This is a genomic window from Fulvivirga sedimenti (assembly GCF_020328055.1).
Genome location: NZ_JAIXNE010000003.1, coordinates 431609 through 454296, shown reverse-complemented (window position 1 = coordinate 454296; position 22688 = coordinate 431609). Strand labels below are relative to the sequence as shown.

Below are 22688 nucleotides of genomic sequence, written 5' to 3'. Positions count from 1 at the left end.
TCTGAATGAAATCTATCAATCCATATAATCTGAGTGTCATCCGTGAGTATGAACCCATGTCCTGGGCACAGGTGGATGATCTTTTGCATAAAGGTGCCAATGCCTGGGAAACATGGAAGTTCAGCAGTTGGACATTGCGTTCCCATCACATGAAAAAAGCCGCAGCCATTTTACGCGAAAGGAAACATGCCCTGGCAGATTTGATGATGGAGGAGATGGGCAAACGCAGAAAGGACGGTATTGGCGAGATTGAGAAATGTGCCTGGGTTTGTGACTATTATGCTGAGAATGCCGAAAGTTTTCTCAGAAAGGAAGAAATAGAAAGTGATGCATCACAAAGCTTTGTCGCTTTCAGGCCACTTGGGGTCGTGCTGGCAGTTATGCCCTGGAATTTTCCGTTTTGGCAGGTTTTCAGGTTCCTGGCACCAGCCTTAATGGCTGGTAATGCCGCAGTATTGAAACATGCTTCAAATGTTACCGGATGTGCACTGGCCATTCAGGATATTATTTCCAGTGCAGGATTCCCCAGGAACCTGTTCAGCACACTTATCGTTCCTTCCTCGGATGTGGCTGATATTATTGAGCACCCGGTTATCAAGGCGGTGACCCTCACGGGAAGCACGCCAGCAGGGAGGTCCGTAGCAGAATCTGCAGGAAGGGCCATTAAAAAGTCGGTTCTTGAACTTGGAGGGAGTGATCCTTATGTAATCTTGAAAGATGCGCCCCTCGAGGAAACAGTAGAGTCATGTGTTACCAGCCGACTGATTAATGCGGGACAAAGCTGTATTGCAGCGAAACGATTTATTGTTCATGCCGACATATATGATGAGTTTTTGGATCGCATGAAATCTAAGATGTCTGAGGTTTCCATGGGTGACCCTGCCGATGATCATACAGGCATCGGGCCTATGGCGCGTATCGATCTGCGCGATGAGCTGCATAAACAGGTCAAAGATAGTATCAAGGCAGGTGCGGTGTGTATACAGGGAGGAGATATTCCGGATTTGCCTGGAGCCTTTTACCCGCCTACCATTCTTGCTGATGTTATTCCCGGAATGCCGGCATTCGATGAAGAGCTATTCGGACCGGTTGCGGCTGTAATAAGAGCTGAAAGCGAAGAGGAGGCTTTTGATCTTGCCAATCAAACAATATTTGGACTGGGAGCGGCTGTATTTACATCCGATATAAATCATGGTCGTGAAATCGCTGAAAAATACCTGGATGCAGGCTGTTGCTTTGTAAATGATTTTGTGAAATCAGATCCGCGGTTGCCCTTTGGCGGGATAAAGACCTCGGGCTACGGACGGGAATTATCCTCGTTTGGAATTCGCGAATTTGTTAATATCAAGACGGTCTACGTAAAATAAAAAAGGCCCTCCGGGTATTCAGGAAGGCCTTTTTCTCCAAGCTAGGATCTGATTAATTTCTTCACTTCCTTTCGAAGATTATCCAAACTGGATTCCAGTCTTTCAATCCGTTTCGAATCGATTAATCCGGCAGAGGTAAAAGCGGTTGTCACTTTTCCCTTTATGACCCAGATTTCATCGATCTTGTCGTGATGTAAATTAAGATTCTTTACTTTTCGGTTGTCACTTTTCAGAATAAGAACGTGTTTTTCATTGGCATAGAAATGTACCCGCCGGATGATAACCCCGTCTTTATTCACGATTACCGCCAATGTGCCGTTTTCAATGGTTGTATGATCTGAAACAGGTGTACCGATCACATATTCCTTTGGTGATAATGATGGAGCCATAGCATCGTCTGCGACCTCAAACATGCGATAATTACCATCTTCAAAGCCTGGGATCAGAAACATGTCCAGTCCCTTTATAAAATCACCCTGATTGAACTTTTTGGCATATTGTTTTTGCTGACTGGCTTTCACCAGTGGAAGCCCCGGCTTCTTCACCCCGGTCGCTTTTACTACGACTTGTTTTACTTCTTTTTGTTTAGGGTGTTCACTTTCACCATTCATGAAAATGTTTCCCTGCCCGTTTACTACCCAATTGCAGTTTACATTCAGCTCATGGCTGATGTTTCGTAATGTCTCGAGCGAAATTTGCGATTTTCCATTTTCGATTTGCGATAAGGCGCCCTGCGAAATGTGGATTTTCTTTGCAAAATTCACCTGCGACAATTGCAGCATGTTGCGAAGCATAATGATTCGCTCTGGTTTGAATTCGTTGTCAATGTTCATGAAAATAAGGTTACTTTAGTTGAGTTGAATTTTTATATTACTTCATATAGGTTGGTTTTTATTGAGTTAGCAATATACCATTAATTAATAAGTTAAACCAGTTACAAGGTCCAGCAAAGCTACAATTCACTGCCATGATCTGGACTGCTGGTATAGACTTCCGAAACTTGATCAGCGACCCTGTTTAACTGTCCTATACGCTGCTTTAAAATTTCAGCATGCTGCGGTCCAATACGGTTGTAAATTGGTTCCGGGTAGGCCCTGAAAGCGTCTTCAATTACCGATTCAGATAAATTGGTTTGCAGTGAATCAGCGATTCTTATCCATTCTTTTGATGAAATCGATGGCAGTAACACCGAATCTAATTCCTTTCCATTGATCAAATAGCCGGAAATATCATCTATGTCAGCCACAAATGACTGGAATTTAGGGTTTACGCGAATCGCTAATGCATTGATCAGCCCGTCGTGAAACTTGTAAAATGCCATATCCCTGTCCATGGGAAGTGGATGTGCGGTAAATGTCGAATCGACTGACCATTTCCACTGCTTTCCGTGCCGGTCCCAGTCGCCTATTGCAATATCAAATAACCTGCAATAGGCATATTCAGAGACATTAACTTTGATCTTACCTGCTGATAAAAGTTCAAGCATACTGGTGGAAGAGATCACCGTCTGAGGACGACCGGTTAGATCATGGCCTTGCCAGGTTTGATCAGGCTCTATCTCCAGAAGCATTATTCTGTTGGCGAGCAACTTTTTGTATTCTTCCGGAACCATATGGCTGTCTTTGATGAAATACAATTTCGGTTGTGTGGAAAAAATTCCCGCGGATCGTGCCAGCCGATCGACAACAGTGGCAGCAAATGGGTCCAACGCTGAGGCCTGATCCCTGAATAGCGTGCGAATTCCTGTTTTTTGCAACCAAAATGGTAAAGCGTTGGCCTGATCTTTATTTACCGAACGTAACGTATATGATAATCCATTTTCATCTTCCAGAGCAAAACTCGTTGTCTGCTGCCCGCCGCCGAGTTCAGTAATTAACAAACGCGATGAATCATTCATCCATTGAAATACAGGTAGTGTCACCGGGACAGACCAAAGTTCACGATGATGCGTTCCCAGTAACCACGTAATCACTGTTCCACGGTCATAGAAATCAGAAATGCCAGCGGTAGTGTATGTATCGGAGTCCCTTATGATATACCTGCCGGATAAACGGTCGGAACCATCAAAAGCCGCTGTTTCACGGGCGTTGAAAATATTTGGCAAAAGCAGCAGGAATACCCCTGATACAAGTATCATGATGGTTTGAACGCGAATAATACGATGCATCATGCCGAATTCGATTCAATATTACAATCAACTATTTCCAGCTCCCCGGCAGTTCCAGACGATAATGATACACATTCCGGAAAGGACGAAAGAAAACCCATCCCATGCGGTAAAAATCAATAGTCATGGTTACTGAATCATGCTGCCGGATTTCATTCCATGCAGCAGACATTTCAACAGACCAATGAATATCATCCAGTATCACAATGCTTTCCTCATTCACATAATGCAGAATTTTGTTGAAGTAATCAATGGTTGGGGAGAAGCGGTGATTGGCATCGATGTAGGCAAGATCTACATGTCCCATTGTTTTTAGCGCCTGATCAAGCGTGTCATCTATATTTCCACGGATTAGCGAAATATTCTCCCGATTTATTTTTTTAAAATTTTCAAGAGCCAGCCTGATCAGATCAGGATTTGCTTCCATCGTGGTCACCTGTACGTCAGGATTATCAGAAAGATAAAGTGTGGTAAGTCCGAGAGAAGTACCAAGTTCAAGCACATTCCTATATTTTCTTTCTGAAATAAGTCGGTTGATCACACATGCGATCTGTGGTGTTGTACTTCCATCACGGGCAATTTGACGAAGAGACCTGTCGCTCTGATGAGATATAGCACCAAAAGTTGGTAATTTGATATGTTGTTCTGAAGTATAGCCCTGACGAATTTCTTCGATCAGTGGAAAAGATGCAGGACGCTCTTTTCCGCAAATGACACGATCATATAGATCATATATGAATGGTTCATGCAATGAATGACGCCCGGTTGAAAGCAACCAATGGCGCAGAAACATCGTTGCCTGATGGGTGAATGACAATACTAGTTGAGCTTGAAGGGAACAATAAGGCTGAATTCCGGAATCTTCACCTCAAACTGCTTACCGTCAACAATGCGTTCCATAAGGTAAGTACCTGTCATTTTCCCTAAACCTGATTTCAAATTACATCCCGAAACATATTCATGCTTCTGACCGGGTTCGAGCACAGGTTGTTGCCCGACAACACCTTCGCCTTCCACTTCCCGGGTTCGGGCACCGGCATCATAAATGTGCCAATGGCGTCGCAACAGCTGAATTGTGTTTTCACTTTGGTTCTCAATATGTACGCGATAGGTGAAAACAAAATGATACTGACTAGGGCTGGAGTACACTGGTTGATACTCCGTGACCACGCTTACTTTGATCCCCTGTGTGATTTCAGTCACCATATTCAATAATACGATTATTTATAGTATTAACGTCGTTAAAAGATAAGAAGTTATAACTTTAAAAGAGTATTTTTTCTATTGCAAAACATATGGATGTACGAATTGAACCTTCCTGGAAGGAGAAGTTAAATGGGGAGTTTGAGAAACCTTATTTTCTTGATCTGGTGAAATTTGTAAAGGAGGAATACCAGCAATTCACGATTTATCCCCCCGGGCCGAAAATCTTTAACGCTTTTGCACAATGCCCTTATGATCAGGTTCGAATCGTCATACTGGGTCAGGATCCCTATCACGGTGCCGGGCAGGCACACGGCCTCTGTTTTTCGGTTCCTGACGGTATTGCTAAACCACCATCACTTCAGAATATTTTTAAGGAGATTTCGAATGATATAGGAATTCCGGTCTCGGAAAGCGGAAACCTTGAACGTTGGGCGGATCAGGGCGTGTTACTGCTGAATGCGACGCTTACAGTGCGCGCATCCTCGCCGGGCTCCCATCAGAACAAGGGCTGGGAGATTTTCACCGATGCGGTGGTCAGAAAGTTGTCGGAAGATAAGAATGGCCTCGTGTTTCTGTTATGGGGTGCTTATGCACAGCGTAAAGGAGAAATAATCGATACTAACCGACACCTTGTACTCAAAGCCGCTCACCCTTCACCCTTTGCAGCACACAAAGGCTTCTTCGGTTGTCGCCATTTCAGTAAATCAAATGAATTTCTGACCAAAAATGGTCGTAGTCCCGTCTTATGGTAATTTAGTTGAAATGAGGCAGGTAAATTTTATTACATTAGGGGTCTTTATTATGAGAAAGGGTGCCATACTTTTTTTTATGCTGTTCCTGTTCAGCGGATCCTTTGCCCAGGCGCCGGTTCTGAACAGTAATCCCGGATCTGTCCGCTGGGACCAGGTGGTTACACCTTCCTTTCAGGTTATCTTCCCGTCGGGTTACGATCAACAGGCGCTGCGAATTGCTAATACACTCGAACATCTGAAGGGGCAGGAGGCAAAGACCATGTCTGTTACGCCTGTACCCAGAATTCCAATCGTTCTTAATCAGTTTCAATCAATCAGCAATGCATTTGTTACCATGGGCCCATGGCGTTCTGAGTTCAATCTGATGCCATCTCCGCGGCCAGAACTGTTAGGTACCAATACGTGGGACGATCTGATTTCGGCCCACGAATATCGCCACGTTGTTCAGTTTCATCATAGCCGCAGAGGTATAAACAAGATCCTGTATTACATATTCGGACAGCAAACACAGGCTGGAATGGCCTTTGCCGCGGTGCCCCGATGGTTTTGGGAAGGGGATGCCACACTCATTGAAACCCTTTATTCAGGAAGCGGGAGGGGACGCATTCCCGCCTTTGGCCGGGTGTTCCGGGCCAATTTACTTGAAGAAAAAAGATATAATTACAACAAACAGCACCTTCGGAGTTATAAGGATTTTGTGCCGGATCATTACAAGCTTGGTTACTACTTTGTTGCTCATATACGGCGCAGGACAGGAGATCCGCAAATTTGGGAAAAGATTACGGGTGATGCCTTCAGTAAGTCCCTGGTTCCATTTACGTTTTCAAATTCCATGAAGAAGTACACCGGTACTCACCTGGTTCCGAATTATGAAATGATGATGGATGAGTTGTCTGAAATATGGCAGGCAGAAGAGGCGGAAGTCATTTTCGATAACCCCGGTGACGTGAACCGCAGGAAGGAAACAACGTTTACCGACTATTTATATCCCCAGCAGTTGGAGGACGGCCGAATTGTAGCCCTCATGAGCGGCCTGGGTGATTTTTCGCAGTTTGTTACGTTCAATAGTCAGGGGTTCCCTGAAAAGCTCTTTATCCCGGGAGTGATCAACGATGCCGGAATGCTGTCAGCGCGGGGAAGTAAAATTGTATACAATGAATTCCAATTCGATCCGAGGTGGCGAAACCGTACACACAGCGTGTTGAAAATGTATGATATTTCCACGGGACGAATTAAAACTCTTTCAAAAGGCACGAGGTACATAGGTGCAGATCTCGCTCCTGATGAACGGAAGGTGGTGACCTCAGAATCAACCACAGATCAGACGGGCAGGCTGGTTGTCCTTGATGCGCTCACTGGAACCCGGCTGAATACAACATCTAATGCGGCTGGCTCCGTGTATCTCATGCCACGATGGAACGGGGATGAGGTTATCGCGGTCAGGCTGGACGACCAGGGAAAAAAACTCATTGCATATGATTATCTGCGTAATACAGAACAGGTTCTCTGGGATGCAGGGGATGAAAACATCGCCCACCCTGTACCGTATGATTCTGTAATATTTTACAATACACCTCGTACGGGCATCGACAACATTTTTGCATTCGACCGGTCGGCAGGTATCCACTACCAGGTGACCAACAGTCGATATGGCGCCTATAATCCGGAGGTAAGTGAAGATGGTCAGTGGATCATCTACAACGAACATCGTCTCAATGGCATGGATGTGGTGCGCAAAAGGATCCAGCGTGATCTCTGGCAGCAGGTTCCGGATTCTGTGCCGCAACCGGAAATGTATTTCGAACCTTTGCTGGCGCAGGAAGGAGGGGATATACTCGATTCGATTCCGCAGCAGGATTTTGTGGTACAAAAGTACAGCAAGGCGGCCCATATGTTTAATATCCATAGTTGGGGACCGTTGGCTTCCACCGATCTCAATTCCATTGAAGTGGGTGTAGCGAGCAAGGATGTCCTGAGCACCACACAGCTACGAGCCGGTTATATATATGATCTTAGTGAAGAAACTGGTGATATTTACGCAGAAATCAGCTATCAGGGGCTATATCCGATCCTTGATTTTGGTGTGGAACTGGGCAACCGCCGATCCAACCGGGGAGGATTTGACGACGGTCGGGAAGTGGTGTTTGACTGGAAGGAAACCACTATTTATGGTGGAGTTCGATTGCCATTCCTGCTGACCAGATCCAAAATGCTCAGTGAGTTTACAATTTCGGAGAGGGTGGAGTATACGCGCGTTTCTCAATTCACAAATCCAACAGCTCCGCCAAGGGTGGATGATTCGGTGTTTGTGCAGCGACTGGTTCCACTCTTAAGGAGTCCGCGTGACAGCCTTGCATTGTTTTTTGAAGATGAGCTGGCTGATGGGAACCTCATTTCGAACAACCTGTCTGTTACCTATTATGCGCTGTTGAAGCGCAGTGAGCGCGATATCAACAGTCGGTATGGCATTATTTTGAATGGCCGCTGGCTTTCCACGCCATTCGGAGGGGACTTTAGCGCGCATACATATGCGGCAAGGGCAACGGTTTATCTGCCGTCGCCATTGCAGCTGACCGGAATGCCTGCCTTTAAGCATCATTCGCTTTTTTTTACTGGTGCCTGGCAGTCTTCAGACATGGAGTTGACCAAAGATCTGTATGTCTTCAGGAATCAAATACCGCGACCACGGGGATATTCATATCCCTTGTATCCTGAATTCCAATATGCCGGAGTAAATTATACGCTGCCACTATGGTATCCTGATATTTCACTGGGGCCGGTCCTTTTCATCAAACGGTTGAGAGCCAATCTTTTCTATGATTATGGTAAAGGGACAACAAAATTCTTTTTCTATGATTACAAGAATAATGTCGGTTTGGAAACACCGGAGCAGACAGATATTTTCAGGTCTGCAGGCATAGAAGCCTCCCTTGATTTGCATGTGATGCGCTTCCCGCAGGAGTTTGGTGTGGGGGTACGATATTCAAGACTTTTAACAACTGGAGAAAACACTGTTAATATTCTTCTGAATATTGATTTCTGAAACTGACTAAATTAGAAATCATTTATTTTGTCAAAAGTAGATATAACCGCTATTTTTGACGTTCATTTACGTAAAGACAAAAATAATGGCTGAAGTAATTCGAATGCCCAAAATGAGCGACACCATGGAGGAAGGTGTGATTTCCTCCTGGCTGGTAAAGGAAGGCGATAAAGTAAAATCAGGCGATATTCTCGCCGAGGTTGAGACTGATAAGGCCACCATGGAACTCGAGTCATATGAAGACGGGGTATTGTTACATATTGGTGTAAAGGAAAAGGATAGTGTTCCGGTTGATGGCGTGATTGCGATCATCGGTGAAAAGGGTGAAGACATATCAGGTCTTCTGAAAGAAATGAATTCCGAAGGAGGCGAAGCTAAAAGCGATTCTTCTGCACCGAAGGAAGAAAAGAAAGAGGAGGCTCCTGCTGCAGCAGAGATTGATACATCGTCAATCAATGCATCGGTCATCACAATGCCGAAAATGAGTGATACGATGACGGAGGGAACGATTGCTTCCTGGCTGAAGAAGAAGGGTGATGAAGTGAAGTCCGGAGACATACTGGCAGAAGTGGAAACCGACAAAGCGACCATGGAGCTTGAAGCGTATGAAGACGGAACGCTTCTCTACGTTGGGGTTGAAGAAGGGAATGCGGTGCCGGTAGATGATGTAATCGCCATTATCGGGGAAAAAGGGGCCGACTACGAAACACTGCTGAAAGCCCATAAACAAAAGTCAGCCTCCGAAGAAAAAACAGAAAAGGAACCTGCTAAAGAAGAAGCGGTGAGCACTCCTGCAGCCAGCAATGGTGCAGCGAAAGCAACACCCGTTCAGCAACCTGCGGTAGCGCAGTCCGGTGGTGCCAGTAATGGCCGTGTGAAAGCTTCTCCACTGGCTAAAAAGATGGCCGAGGATCTTGGATATAGGCTCGACGAGATTCCTGGCAGCGGGGATAACGGCCGAATTGTGAAGCGTGATGTTGAACAGTTCACACCTGCCCAGGCTCAGCCAGCCGCAACCACGTCCGGCGCTGCAGAAATGGCTATTCCTGCCGTAGTAGGTGAGGAACGGTTTACTGAGGAAGCAGTCTCCCAAATGCGTAAGACAATTGCGAAGAGACTTTCAGAAAGCAAATTTACCGCACCGCATTTCTATCTGACCATGGAGATCAATATGGATAAGGCCGTTGAGGCCCGTAAATCCATGAATGAATATGCTCCGGTGAAGATTAGTTTTAACGACATGGTGATCAAGGCGGTTGCGGCAGCGCTTCGCCAGCATCCGGATGTGAATTCTTCCTGGCTGGGTGATAAAATCAGGTACAACCAGCATATTCATATCGGAGTGGCAGTCGCGGTTGATGAGGGACTCCTGGTTCCGGTGATCCGCTTTGCTGATAATAAATCATTGTCCCATATTTCCGCTGAAGTAAAGCAACTTGCTGAGAAAGCACATAGCAAAAAGCTTCAGCCGAGTGACTGGGAAGGAAATACATTCACCATTTCGAATCTGGGAATGTTTGGCATTGAGGAATTTACGGCCATCATTAATCCGCCTGACGCCTGTATTCTGGCCGTCGGAGGTATCAAGCAAACTGCCGTAGTGAAAGACGGGGCACTCGTACCGGGCAACGTGATGAAGGTGACCCTGTCTTGCGATCACCGCGTGGTGGATGGCGCAAAAGGTGCTGCATTCCTCAAAACCCTGAAGGGTCTGCTTGAAGATCCGGTCAGGATACTGATTTAAGACAATTTTAAATTCGAACCCTGACCGTTACCGGATCAGGGTTTTTTTTACCATAGGAAATAATGACGAGAGTAAGATCAACAACAGTACTGGCGATAGTCCATAACGGTGAGGTGGCGATAGGCGCTGATGGTCAGGCGACCATGGGAAATTATGTGGCCAAGAGCAATGTGCGTAAAATCCGTAAGCTTCAGGAAGGAAAGATTGTTACCGGTTTTGCCGGTTCGACGGCCGATGCCTTTACACTGCTGGAGCGGTTTGACGAAAAGCTCAACAGCTACGGCGGAAATATGAAAAGGGCCGCCATTGAATTGGCAAAGGACTGGAGAACAGATCGTTATCTTCGAAAACTGGAAGCGATGCTTATAACGGCCGACAAGGACGAACTGCTGGTGGTTTCGGGTACAGGTGATGTACTGGAGCCGGATCACCAGATTGCTGCGATCGGGTCGGGTGCGATGTATGCACAGGCAGCCGCACTGGCACTGAAAAAACATGCATCTGGATTAACCGCGGAAGAAATCGTTAAGGAAAGTCTTCATATCGCTGCAGATATCTGTATTTACACGAATCATAATCTGATTATAGAAACGATCAAGTGATGCTTACCATTTACCATAACCCACGATGCCGGAAAAGCCGGGAAACGCTAAAAATTATTGAAGATGCCGGCCAGATGGTGCAGGTGGTTGACTATTTGAAGATGCCTCCATCCAGAGGTGAACTTGAGCATATTGTTGAGAAGCTGGGAATTAAGCCCGCTGAACTGATCCGTAAGGGGGAAGCCATATACAAGGAAAAATACAAAAACCAGTCACTCACCGATGCGGAGTGGCTGGATGTTCTGGCTGAAAACCCCATATTAATGGAGCGTCCTGTAGTAGTTGCCGGAAATAAGGCGGTTATCGGCAGGCCGCCTGAAAATGTAAAGGAGTTATTTTAGGGAATCAAAGCATTCCTGTATTCTTCTGCATGCTTCCCTGATCTCACTGTCGGTAATTGTTAGCGGGGGCGCAATCCTGAAGCTATTGGGGTTGGAAAGAAACCAAAAGCATATAATGCCTTTTTCAATGCCAAGTCTGACGATCTGATATACCTCATCAGGCGTGTTGAATTCAATGGCGAACATAAGTCCCTTTCTTCGTATTTCCTTTACCCGCGGATGTTGTAAAAGCGACTCGAAGAGTTTGCCTTTTTCTTCTGCTTGCGGTAAAACCTGATCCACCACATTGAGAGTTGCTAATGAGGCAGCACAAGAAACGGGATTTCCTCCGAAAGTTGTAATGTGTCCCAGCATGGGGTCGTGCGTCAGCGTTTGCATCATGTCATAGGATGCAATGAATGCGCCCAGTGGGAGTCCGCCACCCAATGCCTTGGCAGTGGTAAGGATGTCTGGAATAATGCCATAATGTTCGAACGCGAATAATTTTCCGGTACGTCCGATGCCTGTCTGAATTTCATCGAATATCAGGATTGCCCCGGTTTCATCACAGCGCTGCCGCAGAGCCTGTAGAAATGTTAAATCTGGAATCCGGACCCCCGCATCACCCTGGATCGTCTCAATGATCACAGCAGCCGTTTTGCGCGTTATTTTATCCAGGTCCTCCACCTTGTTGAAAGTCAAGAACCGGACATCAGGCAGGAGGGGGCGGAAAGCGAATTTCTTGTATTCATTACCGGAAACACTTAGTGACCCATGTGTACTTCCGTGATAGGATCCTCTGAACGCAATTAATTCGGTTCTTCCGGTCACACGCTTTGCCAGTTTGAGGGCCCCTTCATTGGCTTCGGTACCGCTATTTGTAAAATAACAGCAATTCAGGTTTTGGGGAAGGAATGAAATGAGGCGATGAGCGAGCAGGTTGGAGGAAGACTGTACAAATTCACCATAAACCATCACATGAAAGTGTCGGTCAACCTGGTCTTTCACAGCCTTGACAACATCGGGATGACGGTGGCCGATATTGCTTACGGCAATTCCTGAAATCAGATCCATGTATTTCTTCCCGGACGGACTGTACAAATACAACCCTTCTGCTTTTTCAATGTCCAGCAGGAAAGGTGATCCGGTTGTCTGGGCAATATTTTTCAGAAAGACATCGTGACTGAATTCCATGCCTCAAAAGTACAAAGGAAATTGAGACCTGAGGAATACCGATGTTAAAATACTGTGAAATCGATACGAGGTGCCGACGTGTTGCTCGCGAGGGGCTGGTTTCCTGTAATGGATAGCAATGTCTCATCTACACCCATGTTCACCATCAGGCTTTTTACACGTTCCATACGTTCGGCTGAGGCCTCTGCCGAGCCTAAATGTCCGTCGATAATAATGATCCTGCCCTGTCTGCCAAATTCAACAGCCATGAGGAAAGGTCGCATGTTTGTTATTTCAAGCTGACCATTATTGTCTTTAAACAACAGTGGGTCAAGTTTGAGCGGTGCGCCGTCCTTCTTATTAGCAATCATTTCAGTTACCTCACTACGGATGTCTTCCATTTCATCATCAGAAGGCATTTGCATGCTGTTGAAAATGATAACATTGGTTCCGGCAAGACCTGCCTCGGTAGTTGTTGACTTCTGCTGTTTCACCTTCTTTTTAGTAGGTGCAGACACAACGGACGATTCGGTTTCAGCCATTCTAAACGGCTTGGGATCTTTGGATTTCTTAACGCGTGGTCGGCGGGACACAGATCTGTGATATTTTCCCTGACGCTTTTTAATAAGGACTTTACACTGCTTCCCGGGACTTATGTTTTGTGCAGACACAAAAGATCCGGAAACAGAGAAAATCAAACATAATATCGTAAATAACGCTACTCTCATCACTTTCCCTTCCGCCGTATAACGACAGATTCTTACCTTTCATACCCCCTGACAGGGTACAGTAACCTCTTTCTTCGACGACGAACGGCTGGAAACGATGAACGTACAGCCTTTGCCGTTAAAATACAGTGATGTGTAAAGGAGAATTGTCGAAAAGTGCCTGAATCATCGTTTTTAGGCCGTTTTGACGGTTTTTAGATAGATTGAAGGAGAAATAAAGAGGTGAGATTCGGATCATTTAAACGGCTGTAGAGGGAGTTTTTGCCGGTAAATATCTGGGGGTTAGTGCTTTGAGGCAATTGGTCATTGCCGAATTTTGCTGATCAAACATTTTATATCGGATCCAGCTAATCAATCATGCCATACAATTTCAGGTAATCATGAATTTCGTTGCGTACGTCACGTGCATTTCTTCCGTCAAAAGGGGCTGTGGCAATGGCCTTAAAGAAGTCCCCAACCAGCGATGTGTCGATTCCAAGTTCCCGGGCATACAATATTGCAATTTCCAGTTCGATATCTTCCACAACGTCATCCAGATAGATCATATACACGAGATTGTAAAGAGATCTTGCCTTATCTGCGGTATCGGTAAACTCTTTTCTAAGCGCAATACTTTCGTATGCCTTGATATCCTGAACATTCACATTCAGGTGAACACCCCATTTGAGAAGACACGTAATATATTTGGTTTCAACGACTTCCTTGCTCAGGAATAATTTGAGAATTTGTATGTAACTGTCTTTAACTGAACTGATTTCTTCGGGAGTAAGCTGCATGATTCAGAGTTTATGGATGCATGATAGATTGATTTTCCATTTCTTCAAAGTTAAAAACCACAATTTGAACGCCGGAGTGCTTCAGCCTCTTCATTTCCTAATTCAGTGGCTTTCGTCCAATCTGCACAAGCTTTACGAACGTCTTGCTGCCGTAAATGCATTCGGGCACGAAGCATGTAGGGCGCAACCAGGGTTGGCCGAAGAAAGACAGCCCAGTTACAGTCGGTAATGGCTTCTTCAATATTGTTCAGGCGCGAATTCAGATCAGCCCGTTTCATAAAAAGTTCGAAGTAGATATCAGGTGTTTGGTCGACAGGCATGACGAGCTCGAATGCCTCCCCGTAACTGGTTGCCTGGAATTTCTTAAACAGTGCCTTGGCATCGTTGTAATATGCCAGAGCTTCGGTGGGTTCATTGAGGTTATGATCGTATATGCCCGCAATTTCGAGCAACAAGGAGAGGTTATTCCTGTCACGTATAAGAATATAATCAAGGGCATGGACCGCTTTCCGGTATTCACCCATCTTATATTCACACATGGCAATCTGGTACCAGGTATTCAGGTTGAGGGGTTCCTCGAAATCCTTGACAATTACATACGTTTCCACCGACTTGTCATAACTTCCCTCGTTGAAATGATCTGCTGCCTTGCTGCGAAGGAAATTTAGCATTTGGTCCCTGGCCTCGCTGTATCTTTCTTCATTGGGTATACGTACGGCGAGTGTTGAGACCTCCTGAAGAGCTGTTCGGTAATCCCCCCGGGAGAATATTTCCTGTGCTTCATTTAACCTTGAGATGCTTTCTTCACGAATCCTAAGCATTTCGCGATGCGATATATAATCGTTGAGCCAGTAAAAGCCAAGGAAGAAGCCGCTTAGAATGACGAATAAACCCAGTGAAAGAAAGAGGTCCCGGAAATACTTCCTGTCAACCTGATATTCCTTATGCCTGCCGAAATCGGTGCCTCCGTAATCCTTAAACCGTGCATAGCGCGGATAGATCGGTGGTCTTTTACGAACAGGCTCCTGTGCTTTTTCGAACGCGGAATAGGCGATATGGCCGTACTCCAGGATAAAATCATATCGGGAACGTTTCTCAGGGTTCGACAGAACCTGATAGGCTTCATTGATCTGTTTGAATTTTTCCTCTGCGGCAGAATTTCCGTCATTTTTATCGGGATGATGCCGTATTGCAAGCTTTTTATATGCTTTCTTTATTTCATCGTCCGATGCAGTGGAAGAAATCCCAAGCAATTCATAATAATTCTGCATGCATTCCTTTTATGAAGTCTTTGAAGTTTTCCTGACATTAATGTAGTTACGCCGATAAAAGTAAACGGCTGCCGCAATTACAAGCAAAGAAATAAATTGGGAATGTGATAAAATTCCTTCAATCACATAACCGCGGCTTTCATCGCCACGGAATATTTCAACGACCGACCGGCCAATTCCGTATAGGATAAGGTACAATAAAAACACCTGACCCGGAAACATCTTACGCCGTTTTACCATCACCAATGTCAGGCCTATTGCTGCGATCATGAAGGCTGAATAGAGCTGAGTAGGGTGAAGGGGTGTATCCAGGGGACGGGCAAAACAAGCCGGATCGGAAAAAATGACCCCCAGCCATCCATGGGTTTCTTTTCCGTAGCAACATCCCGCCATGAAACAGCCAATACGTCCGAATCCATGCACAATTACAGTTACGATTGCCATGATATCAAGCATAGGTAGTACGGGTAATTTATTTTTACGGAAATACCACAGCATGACAGGAATACAGAAAAGCAGCGAACCATAAAACACAAATCCGCGTCCTGAGAAAAGATCTGCCGGGTTTTCCCTGTAATACGGAGGGTTCTCAAAAAACAGGAATACCTTTCCGCCAATGAAGGCGCTGGCCAGCAAAAGAAGGAAAAGGTTATTAATGGTATCGAAGGGTACGTTAAATTCCTTCCTTGCCTGACGCGCCAGGTAAATAACGGCGAGAATGGCGCCAAGAACAATGAAGAAACCATAGCTGTAAACCGTGAATTCCTTACCGAATACTTCAAAACTAAACAGTATGGGATGCATAGTGTGGCATTTTCCCTGAAGATAGGAAATTTAGCCAAGTTCGGTTGGGGCAAGTCATTTCAAATCGTGTTATTTAGGGCATGATCTCAAGAGGAGTAGGCTTCATGCTGCTGGCGACATTTGTTTTTGCCTTAATGAACGTATTCGTCAAACTATTGCCAGCGATTCCTGCTGTTGAGATAGTGTTTTTTCGCTCACTGATCTCGCTGGTGATCAGTGTGGTTATTCTGCGTTCGCAGGGTGTATCCATTTGGGGTAAAAGCAGGGGTTGGCTTCTCCTGAGGGGAACTGCCGGAGCAATCGCGCTTGTCCTTTATTTTATTACCATACAGCTCATTCCTCTTGCCACTGCAGTTACAATTCAGTTCATCACCCCGATCTTCACCACTATAATTGGCATTTTTATTAACCGTGAACGGGTCGCACCTGTGCAATGGATATTTTTTCTTATTGCCTTTTCAGGGGTGCTGCTGGTACAGGGATTTGATCCGCGCATTACCCCGCAGTTATTACTGATTGGTGTTGTTGCTGCATTTTTTAGCGGATTGGCCTATAATTTTATCCGGAAATTGAAGACTTCCGAACACCCGCTGGTGATTATATTTTATTTTCCCCTGGTCACCATGCCACTTACAGGTGCTTACAGTGCCTTTAAGTGGGTTCAGCCTTCAGGTTGGGAATGGGTTTTCCTGCTTATGGTGGGTGTTCTTACACAAATTGCACAGTATTATATGACCCGTGCCTACCAGGAAGAGGAATTAAATAAGGTGGCAAGCGTGAGCTATATCGGGATATTCTATGCCCTGATTTTCGGGTGGGTGATTTTTGGTGAAAACTTCAATCTTCAAACTTACCTGGGTATGGCCGTTGTTTTACTCGGAGTTGTTCTTAATCTGTGGTACAAGCAATATCGGATGCCAAAAATTAATTAATTTTACAACTGGATCATTTTTATTCAATTTATGGCAGGACATAGTAAATGGGCGAATATAAAACATCGCAAGGGTGCCCAGGATGCGAAAAGAGGTAAAATTTTTACGAAACTGATCAAGGAAATTACCGTTGCTGCAAGGGAAGGTGGCGGGGACCCCGATATGAATCCGCGCCTGCGGCTGGCGATTCAGAATGCCAAGGGGCAAAACATGCCTAAGGATAATATTGACCGGGCGGTCAATAAAGGGTCAGGAAAGGATGCAGTCGACTACCAGGAACTTACCTACGAAGGCTACGGTCCTAATGGCGTCGCAGTATTCGTGGAATGTGCCACCGACAATATAAACCGGACTGTTTCCAATGTGCGTAGTTTGTTCTCGAAATATGGTGGAAGTCTTGGGGTAAATGGATCTGTGGAATATTTGTTTGAGCGTAAGGGCAGTTTTCTCATCAAGGAAAAAGACGGAATGGATCATGATGACATGACCCTGGAACTCATTGATGGCGGTGCCGAAGAAGTGGAATTTGACGAAGGATACATCAGTGTGACCAGCGCGATGGAAGATTTTGGGAGTATGCAGACAAAGCTGGATGAACTTGGGCTTGAAGTTGAGGAGGCGGGTCTTGTGAGGATTCCTACTACCAATGTAAGTCTGGATAATGATGGGTTTGAAAAAGTGATGAAACTGATTGAGGCGTTGGAGGACGATGATGATGTGCAGAAGGTTTATCATAACCTTGATGCCACCGAAGAGCAGCTTGAATCTTTGTAACTGATTTTGAAAAGTTAGAAGGCATGTCCGGGACATGCTTTTTTTATACCTAAAAATGAGTATTTCCCTTCTCAATTGACTGTAGATCATTGATTATCAGCTGAAAAAGTTGTAAATAATAGTAAATGCAACTTGCCATGAAGCTGAAACTATGGTCATGTTTTTTATTGCTTGTCACAGCCATATGCGCAAAGGCTCAATCGCCGCAGGTCTTTATGGAACATTATACTGTGGAGGATGGGTTGCTCAACAACAAAGTGTACCAACTTGCGCAAGATTCCTCAGGTTTTTTGTGGATGGTTACCCAGGAAGGATTGAGCCGTTTTAACGGTACCAGTTTCAGGCATTACCTGAATAACGAGCTTTCAGGCCCCGGATTTCCGGAAACATCCGCCATGCGTATTTACAGGGATCCGCACGGTGGGATTTGGACAGCCACAGCATCTGGTGCCATTTTGTCCTATGACCCCCTGAGGGATTACTTTGAAATACGTAATGACTCAACTACCCGCCTTCCGGCCGTGGCGCTCTCGTTTTATCAGGATTCACTTCAGAATTTCTGGATCGGAACCCTCAACAGCGGATTGTGTTTCTGGAACCGTCAACAAAATACCCTCAGAACATATCGCATGTACAATCACCCGGATAGCTTATCCGATAATCTGATTACCGATATTTCGCCGGGTACAGAGCAGGGCTTTATAACCATCAGTACGACAAAAGGTACTTGCCTGTTGAACATTAAGGAAGAAAAGTTTTACCGCCTCTGGTATAATTCGGAAAACCCAGAAGATAACTATAAGCACAATGTGATCCGTGACTTTCTTGAAACGGAAGACGCATTTTATGCAGGAACATATGGAGGGCTGCATATTACTTCCAAATCAGATTTCTCAGTGCGCCACTATTATTCTACCGGGGAAGCTGGAAAATCATTGAACTATAATTCAGTTTGGGCTCTGGTGGAAGTTGGTAACGGGGACATTTGGATTGCAACCTATGGGGGTGGTATTAATATTTATCATCCTGAAAAGAGAAATTTTTCCTACATAACGCGTGAGAACTCATCCCTGATGGAGGATAATATCACCGGCCTGTTCAGGGACCAGGATGAATCTGTTTGGGTGCTTACCGATAATACCGGGTTATTTAAAATTGATGCCCGTAAAAAGTGGATTCAGCAGTTCACGCATGATCAATTATCTATTGATGGAATCATGTCTGCTGCGTCTCTGTCTGATTCCATTGTTTGGATCGGGGCCAACGGCGGGGGACTGGTAAAATTGAATCTCATCACGAATCAAATAGATCACTTTAAGCATGATGCCTCCAATAAGTCTTCAATTGGCTATAACCATGTGAGCGGTGTGAGTATAGACGGTAAGGGCGACCTCTGGCTCAGTCTGGCTGGGGGAGGTCTTAATCACTTCAATGTTCGGGAGGGGATATTCGATCATTACCTGTTTGAAGCAGGGAGAAACAGTGTCTCTAATAATGCACTTAGTACTGTCCTGGCTACCGACAGTGTTATATGGTATGGGTCATATGGGAGCGGCTACGGGACCTATAATCCTGATACAGGTGTTTTTGGCAATTATAACTTTCCAAAATCCTCATTACAGGAATACGTTGATGTAAACAATATTTACGAGGATTCATCCGGTAATGTATGGATCCTGACAAGTTCGGGAGTTGTCCTCTATGACAAAAAACTACATGAGTTCGTAAGCGTAATCGATAATGCAAAGCCTGAAATGCCGGTCAGTAATTTCAATTTTTACAGTATTGCTGAGTCGCCTTCCGGAAGAATCGTTCTCCTCAATGATGCAAATGATCTCATAGAAGCAACGTACAATGGCATGTCTTCAGTTGATTTCAGGAAGTTCGACCTGCCCCCCGGGATTGTCAAGGATAAGCGGCTGATCGAAATTATGAAAATAACAGATTCGGTCACTTGGTTGGTCAGTCGGCGGGATGTACTTCGGCTCGAATCCGACGGAGGATACAACCAGTTTGACCGTAAAGATGGATTGACAGGTACAGAATTTTATTTACTGCACCGATCAAGGCCTGATATCAGCATGGTCATATCTGATAAGGGGCTTAATATCTTAAATGAAGATGAATTTCAGTCCCCTGTTGATGGGCCTTCCGTGCATTTTGAATCGCTCAGTATTCTGAACCGGCCGGTACGGGTGGGGGTTCGGGATAGCATACATGGTGTTTCGTTGGAGAGGAACCTGGATTATACTGACCAGATCAAACTTAATTACAGGCATAAGGAATTTACCATTGGATATGGCGCGCTGCAGTTTTATTCAAGCGGGTCTTCGGAATATCGCTATCGACTCAAAGGGTTTACCGATGAATGGGTGAGTGGCATTTCTGATTCTAAAGTATCATTTACAAACCTGGATCCCGGAAACTATACGTTTGAGGTTCAGGCTTCTCTCGTGCCAGGAATTTGGGGCCCACCTGCTCAACTTGATATTCTGATCCATCCACCGTTCTGGCAGACCTGGTGGTTCATTTCGCTGGCTATAGTGCTGGTTGCCGGATTGCTTTATTTTCTTCACTATTATCGTTTACAGAAGGCACTCGCCGTGGCAAACCTTCGAAATCAGATTGCCCAGGACCTGCATGATGATATTGGATCATCACTCACCAAGATATCTCTTTATTCGAGTCTTCTTAGTAATAGCGAAGAAGATGACCAATCAAATGGATTTCTGAGAAATATTGGTGAATTAAGCCGTGACGTGATCAGTCAGATGAGCGATATCGTCTGGTCGATCGATCATAAAAATGATACGGCAGGCAACCTCATCATACGTATGAAACAATTTGCCACAGAAACGTTTGAGGCATTCAATATTGATCTCGAATTCACCGTAAAGGGCGTGCAATCCGGTGCATTTATTGATCCGCTTTTCAGACAGAATTTCTATCTGATTTTCAAGGAGTCGGTAAATAATATTTGCAAGCATTCACGGGCAACAAAGGTATTGGTGGAAGTAATGTTTGATCATGGAAAATATTCGTTGCGCGTAACCGATAATGGTAGGGGTATGATGCTGGAAAATGGAACCCGGCAGAACGAATTGAATGTTTCCATTAAGGAACAAAAGGGTAATGGTTTGCAAAATATGCAAAAACGTGCCGATCGGATAGGTATGAGATTCGCCATGGATTCGATGCCGGATCGGGGTACCACCATTGAGGTGGGGTGACCATTTGGCACCACATAATCATGTGGTTTACACGAAACGATGCTTTTGGTATCTTGAAATCACTTTACGGGACAGATATGATCGGAATTGGTATAATTGAGGACGATGCGCAGATCAGGACGGTATTACAAACGTATATAGACCGTCAGTCGGAATTCAATTGCCTGGGTGCGTATGAAAGTGTTGAGAAAGGATTGTCCGGGTTTAGTGAAAACCTCATGCCTGACGTTATGTTGATGGATATAGAGCTGCCGGGTATGTCGGGAATTGAGGGAGTGAAGCTGCTCAAGCAGCGTCATCCCACAATGGAATTCATCATACTTACCATATACCATGATGTCAATAAGATTTTCCCGGCGTTAAGGGCAGGTGCAAGTGGTTATCTGTTGAAGAACACACCGCTCCCCGATATCAAGGAAGGAATTTTACAGGTGCAGTCGGGAGGCTCACCCATGTCGCCCCAGATCGCCCGGCTGGTCATTGAGACCTTTACCGGCAAAAGGGAGAAAGAGGAAAACCATCGGAACGTGCTTACTGATCGTGAACAGGAAATAGTGATTGCGCTGGTGGATGGGTTGAGTTATAAAATGATTGCCGATCGGATGTCTATTTCGATTGAAACGGTACGGTATCATATTCGAAACATTTACAGCAAGCTTCATGTGCACAGCAAAGCTGAGGTGATTGGCAAATCCCTTCGGGGTGAGATATAAAAAAAGGCCTGGTTCACAGGCCTTTTTTTAATAATGCTGATCAGGTATTACAGTCTTGCGATTAAATCTGCAACACGGTTTGAATATCCGGCCTCGTTATCATACCAGGATACTACTTTTACCAAATTTCCATTGGCTGTTGTAACGCCTGAATCGAAGATGGAAGAGTGTGGATCACCAATAATATCTGTTGAAACGATCGGATCTTCCATGTAGCAAAGGATTCCCTTCATTGGTCCATCGGCTGCCGCTTTCATCGCTGCGTTGACTTCCTCGGCAGTTACTTCTTTCTTCAGGATACAAACCAGGTCGGTAAGCGATCCGGTAGGAGTAGGAACGCGTACTGCATTTCCATCCAGTTTCCCTTTCAGTTCCGGAAGTACAAGTCCAACCGCCTTAGCCGCACCGGTAGTAGTAGGAACGATGTTAAGTGCCGCAGCACGTGCACGACGAAGATCTTTATGCGGGGCATCCTGCAGGTTCTGATCTGCCGTATAGGCGTGGATCGTAGTGATAAAACCTTTTTCAATACCGAATGTGTCATTCAACACCTTGGCTACAGGAGCAAGGCAGTTGGTGGTACATGATGCGTTGGACAGGATGTCTTCGTCGCCGGTAAGGGTGTCATCGTTTACGCCGAGTACAACGGTTGTAATGTCTCCTTTGGCAGGGGCAGAGATTACTACTCTTTTGGCTCCGGCTGCAAGGTGTTTTCCGGCACTTTCGCGGTCGGTGAACCGTCCGGTAGACTCAAGTACGACATCTACCTTATTTTCTCCCCAGGGCAGGGCAGCAGGATCGCGTTCTGCGAGGGCAAGGATTTTCTTTCCGTTAACAATGATATGTTCATCGGTTGATTCAACGGTGCCATTAAATCTTCCGTGGATAGAATCGTACTTCAGAAGGTGAGCGAGTGTGGCGTTATCGGTAAGGTCGTTGATGGCAACCACTTCGACATTCTCTTTTTCCAGGAGGATCTTGAATGCCAGTCGGCCAATGCGACCGAAACCATTGATAGCTACTCTAGTCATGGGTATAAGTGTTTAAGTTAGAATTTCTTTCTTTTTTTGAGAGCGGTAAAATTAC

General features: G+C 45.3%; 20 protein-coding genes. 10 read left to right on the top strand and 10 right to left on the bottom strand.

Annotation, left to right across the window (positions count from 1 at the left end):
• Nucleotides 1-5 precede the first annotated feature (5 nt).
• Entirely contained in the window at nucleotides 6-1367 is a 1362-nt protein-coding gene (locus LDX50_RS14250; RefSeq protein WP_225697971.1) for an NAD-dependent succinate-semialdehyde dehydrogenase, read from the top strand.
• Between the two features lie 41 nt (nucleotides 1368-1408).
• Here LDX50_RS14250 and LDX50_RS14245 read toward each other — a convergent pair whose 3' ends face one another.
• From LDX50_RS14245 to apaG, 4 genes are all read right to left on the bottom strand, one after another.
• Nucleotides 1409-2200, bottom strand: coding sequence for an XRE family transcriptional regulator (locus LDX50_RS14245; RefSeq protein WP_225697970.1), 792 nt, complete (start codon nucleotides 2198-2200; stop codon nucleotides 1409-1411).
• Between the two features lie 119 nt (nucleotides 2201-2319).
• Nucleotides 2320-3537 (bottom strand): hypothetical protein, encoded by a 1218-nt coding sequence (locus LDX50_RS14240; RefSeq protein WP_225697969.1) that lies wholly within the window; start codon nucleotides 3535-3537, stop codon nucleotides 2320-2322.
• A 28-nt stretch (nucleotides 3538-3565) separates the two neighbouring features.
• Nucleotides 3566-4327, bottom strand: coding sequence for an O-methyltransferase (locus LDX50_RS14235; RefSeq protein WP_225697968.1), 762 nt, complete (start codon nucleotides 4325-4327; stop codon nucleotides 3566-3568).
• Between the two features lie 26 nt (nucleotides 4328-4353).
• The gene (gene apaG / locus LDX50_RS14230) at nucleotides 4354-4740 is read right to left on the bottom strand and encodes a Co2+/Mg2+ efflux protein ApaG (RefSeq protein WP_225697967.1); all 387 of its coding nucleotides are present in this window, start codon (nucleotides 4738-4740) and stop codon (nucleotides 4354-4356) included.
• An 89-nt stretch (nucleotides 4741-4829) separates the two neighbouring features.
• Here apaG and ung point away from each other — a divergent pair, with 89 nt between their 5' ends.
• From ung to arsC, 5 genes are all read left to right on the top strand, one after another.
• Nucleotides 4830-5492 carry a uracil-DNA glycosylase gene (gene ung, locus LDX50_RS14225; RefSeq protein WP_225697966.1) on the top strand — a complete coding sequence of 221 codons (663 nt, stop codon included), beginning with the start codon at nucleotides 4830-4832 and terminating at the stop codon, nucleotides 5490-5492.
• A gap of 49 nt (nucleotides 5493-5541) precedes the next feature.
• Nucleotides 5542-8535: a TolB-like translocation protein gene (locus LDX50_RS14220; RefSeq protein WP_225697965.1), complete on the top strand. Its 2994-nt coding sequence runs from the start codon at nucleotides 5542-5544 to the stop codon at nucleotides 8533-8535.
• An 85-nt stretch (nucleotides 8536-8620) separates the two neighbouring features.
• Nucleotides 8621-10279, top strand: coding sequence for a pyruvate dehydrogenase complex dihydrolipoamide acetyltransferase (locus tag LDX50_RS14215; RefSeq protein WP_225697964.1), 1659 nt, complete (start codon nucleotides 8621-8623; stop codon nucleotides 10277-10279).
• Nucleotides 10280-10341: 62 nt separating this feature from the next.
• Nucleotides 10342-10881: an ATP-dependent protease subunit HslV gene (gene hslV, locus LDX50_RS14210; protein WP_225697963.1), complete on the top strand. Its 540-nt coding sequence runs from the start codon at nucleotides 10342-10344 to the stop codon at nucleotides 10879-10881.
• A complete protein-coding gene (gene arsC / locus LDX50_RS14205; protein WP_225697962.1) occupies nucleotides 10881-11222 on the top strand; it encodes an arsenate reductase (glutaredoxin) in 342 nt (113 codons plus the stop codon). Before hslV ends, arsC begins: the two co-directional genes overlap by 1 nt.
• On the opposite strand, the gene LDX50_RS14200 is transcribed toward arsC, so the two are convergent.
• From LDX50_RS14200 to lgt, 5 genes are all read right to left on the bottom strand, one after another.
• Entirely contained in the window at nucleotides 11214-12395 is a 1182-nt protein-coding gene (locus LDX50_RS14200) for an aspartate aminotransferase family protein (RefSeq protein WP_225697961.1), read from the bottom strand. The genes arsC and LDX50_RS14200 overlap by 9 nt on opposite strands.
• 44 nt (nucleotides 12396-12439) lie before the next feature.
• Nucleotides 12440-12916: a hypothetical protein gene (locus LDX50_RS14195; protein WP_225697960.1), complete on the bottom strand. Its 477-nt coding sequence runs from the start codon at nucleotides 12914-12916 to the stop codon at nucleotides 12440-12442.
• 533 nt (nucleotides 12917-13449) lie between these two features.
• Nucleotides 13450-13878: a hypothetical protein gene (locus LDX50_RS14190; protein ID WP_225697959.1), complete on the bottom strand. Its 429-nt coding sequence runs from the start codon at nucleotides 13876-13878 to the stop codon at nucleotides 13450-13452.
• Between the two features lie 50 nt (nucleotides 13879-13928).
• Nucleotides 13929-15149 (bottom strand): DnaJ domain-containing protein, encoded by a 1221-nt coding sequence (locus LDX50_RS30940; protein ID WP_275951756.1) that lies wholly within the window; start codon nucleotides 15147-15149, stop codon nucleotides 13929-13931.
• Between the two features lie 9 nt (nucleotides 15150-15158).
• The gene (gene lgt, locus LDX50_RS14180) at nucleotides 15159-15953 is read right to left on the bottom strand and encodes a prolipoprotein diacylglyceryl transferase (protein WP_225697958.1); all 795 of its coding nucleotides are present in this window, start codon (nucleotides 15951-15953) and stop codon (nucleotides 15159-15161) included.
• An 80-nt stretch (nucleotides 15954-16033) separates the two neighbouring features.
• On the opposite strand from lgt, the gene LDX50_RS14175 reads away from it, so the two are divergent.
• From LDX50_RS14175 to LDX50_RS14160, 4 genes are all read left to right on the top strand, one after another.
• A complete protein-coding gene (locus LDX50_RS14175; RefSeq protein WP_225697957.1) occupies nucleotides 16034-16885 on the top strand; it encodes a DMT family transporter in 852 nt (283 codons plus the stop codon).
• A 30-nt stretch (nucleotides 16886-16915) separates the two neighbouring features.
• Nucleotides 16916-17659 (top strand): YebC/PmpR family DNA-binding transcriptional regulator, encoded by a 744-nt coding sequence (locus tag LDX50_RS14170; protein WP_225697956.1) that lies wholly within the window; start codon nucleotides 16916-16918, stop codon nucleotides 17657-17659.
• A 137-nt stretch (nucleotides 17660-17796) separates the two neighbouring features.
• Entirely contained in the window at nucleotides 17797-20889 is a 3093-nt protein-coding gene (locus LDX50_RS14165) for a sensor histidine kinase (protein ID WP_225697955.1), read from the top strand.
• 20 nt (nucleotides 20890-20909) lie between these two features.
• Entirely contained in the window at nucleotides 20910-21602 is a 693-nt protein-coding gene (locus LDX50_RS14160; RefSeq protein WP_225697954.1) for a response regulator, read from the top strand.
• 47 nt (nucleotides 21603-21649) lie between these two features.
• Here LDX50_RS14160 and gap read toward each other — a convergent pair whose 3' ends face one another.
• Nucleotides 21650-22633, bottom strand: a complete 984-nt coding sequence (gene gap / locus LDX50_RS14155; RefSeq protein WP_255647357.1) for a type I glyceraldehyde-3-phosphate dehydrogenase — start codon at nucleotides 22631-22633, stop codon at nucleotides 21650-21652.
• Nucleotides 22634-22688 lie beyond the last annotated feature (55 nt).

Bases quoted from the DNA above. Each gene is read 5' to 3' on its own strand.
- LDX50_RS14250 (WP_225697971.1), top strand. From the start codon at position 6: ATGAAATCTATCAATCCATATAATCTGAGTGTCATCCGTGAGTATGAA.
- LDX50_RS14245 (WP_225697970.1), bottom strand. From the start codon at position 2,200: ATGAACATTGACAACGAATTCAAACCAGAGCGAATCATTATGCTTCGC.
- LDX50_RS14240 (WP_225697969.1), bottom strand. From the start codon at position 3,537: ATGATGCATCGTATTATTCGCGTTCAAACCATCATGATACTTGTATCA.
- LDX50_RS14235 (WP_225697968.1), bottom strand. From the start codon at position 4,327: ATGTTTCTGCGCCATTGGTTGCTTTCAACCGGGCGTCATTCATTGCAT.
- apaG (WP_225697967.1), bottom strand. From the start codon at position 4,740: ATGGTGACTGAAATCACACAGGGGATCAAAGTAAGCGTGGTCACGGAG.
- ung (WP_225697966.1), top strand. From the start codon at position 4,830: ATGGATGTACGAATTGAACCTTCCTGGAAGGAGAAGTTAAATGGGGAG.
- LDX50_RS14220 (WP_225697965.1), top strand. From the start codon at position 5,542: ATGAGAAAGGGTGCCATACTTTTTTTTATGCTGTTCCTGTTCAGCGGA.
- LDX50_RS14215 (WP_225697964.1), top strand. From the start codon at position 8,621: ATGGCTGAAGTAATTCGAATGCCCAAAATGAGCGACACCATGGAGGAA.
- hslV (WP_225697963.1), top strand. From the start codon at position 10,342: ATGACGAGAGTAAGATCAACAACAGTACTGGCGATAGTCCATAACGGT.
- arsC (WP_225697962.1), top strand. From the start codon at position 10,881: ATGCTTACCATTTACCATAACCCACGATGCCGGAAAAGCCGGGAAACG.
- LDX50_RS14200 (WP_225697961.1), bottom strand. From the start codon at position 12,395: ATGGAATTCAGTCACGATGTCTTTCTGAAAAATATTGCCCAGACAACC.
- LDX50_RS14195 (WP_225697960.1), bottom strand. From the start codon at position 12,916: ATGGCTGAAACCGAATCGTCCGTTGTGTCTGCACCTACTAAAAAGAAG.
- LDX50_RS14190 (WP_225697959.1), bottom strand. From the start codon at position 13,878: ATGCAGCTTACTCCCGAAGAAATCAGTTCAGTTAAAGACAGTTACATA.
- LDX50_RS30940 (WP_275951756.1), bottom strand. From the start codon at position 15,149: ATGCAGAATTATTATGAATTGCTTGGGATTTCTTCCACTGCATCGGAC.
- lgt (WP_225697958.1), bottom strand. From the start codon at position 15,953: ATGCATCCCATACTGTTTAGTTTTGAAGTATTCGGTAAGGAATTCACG.
- LDX50_RS14175 (WP_225697957.1), top strand. From the start codon at position 16,034: ATGATCTCAAGAGGAGTAGGCTTCATGCTGCTGGCGACATTTGTTTTT.
- LDX50_RS14170 (WP_225697956.1), top strand. From the start codon at position 16,916: ATGGCAGGACATAGTAAATGGGCGAATATAAAACATCGCAAGGGTGCC.
- LDX50_RS14165 (WP_225697955.1), top strand. From the start codon at position 17,797: ATGAAGCTGAAACTATGGTCATGTTTTTTATTGCTTGTCACAGCCATA.
- LDX50_RS14160 (WP_225697954.1), top strand. From the start codon at position 20,910: ATGTGGTTTACACGAAACGATGCTTTTGGTATCTTGAAATCACTTTAC.
- gap (WP_255647357.1), bottom strand. From the start codon at position 22,633: ATGACTAGAGTAGCTATCAATGGTTTCGGTCGCATTGGCCGACTGGCA.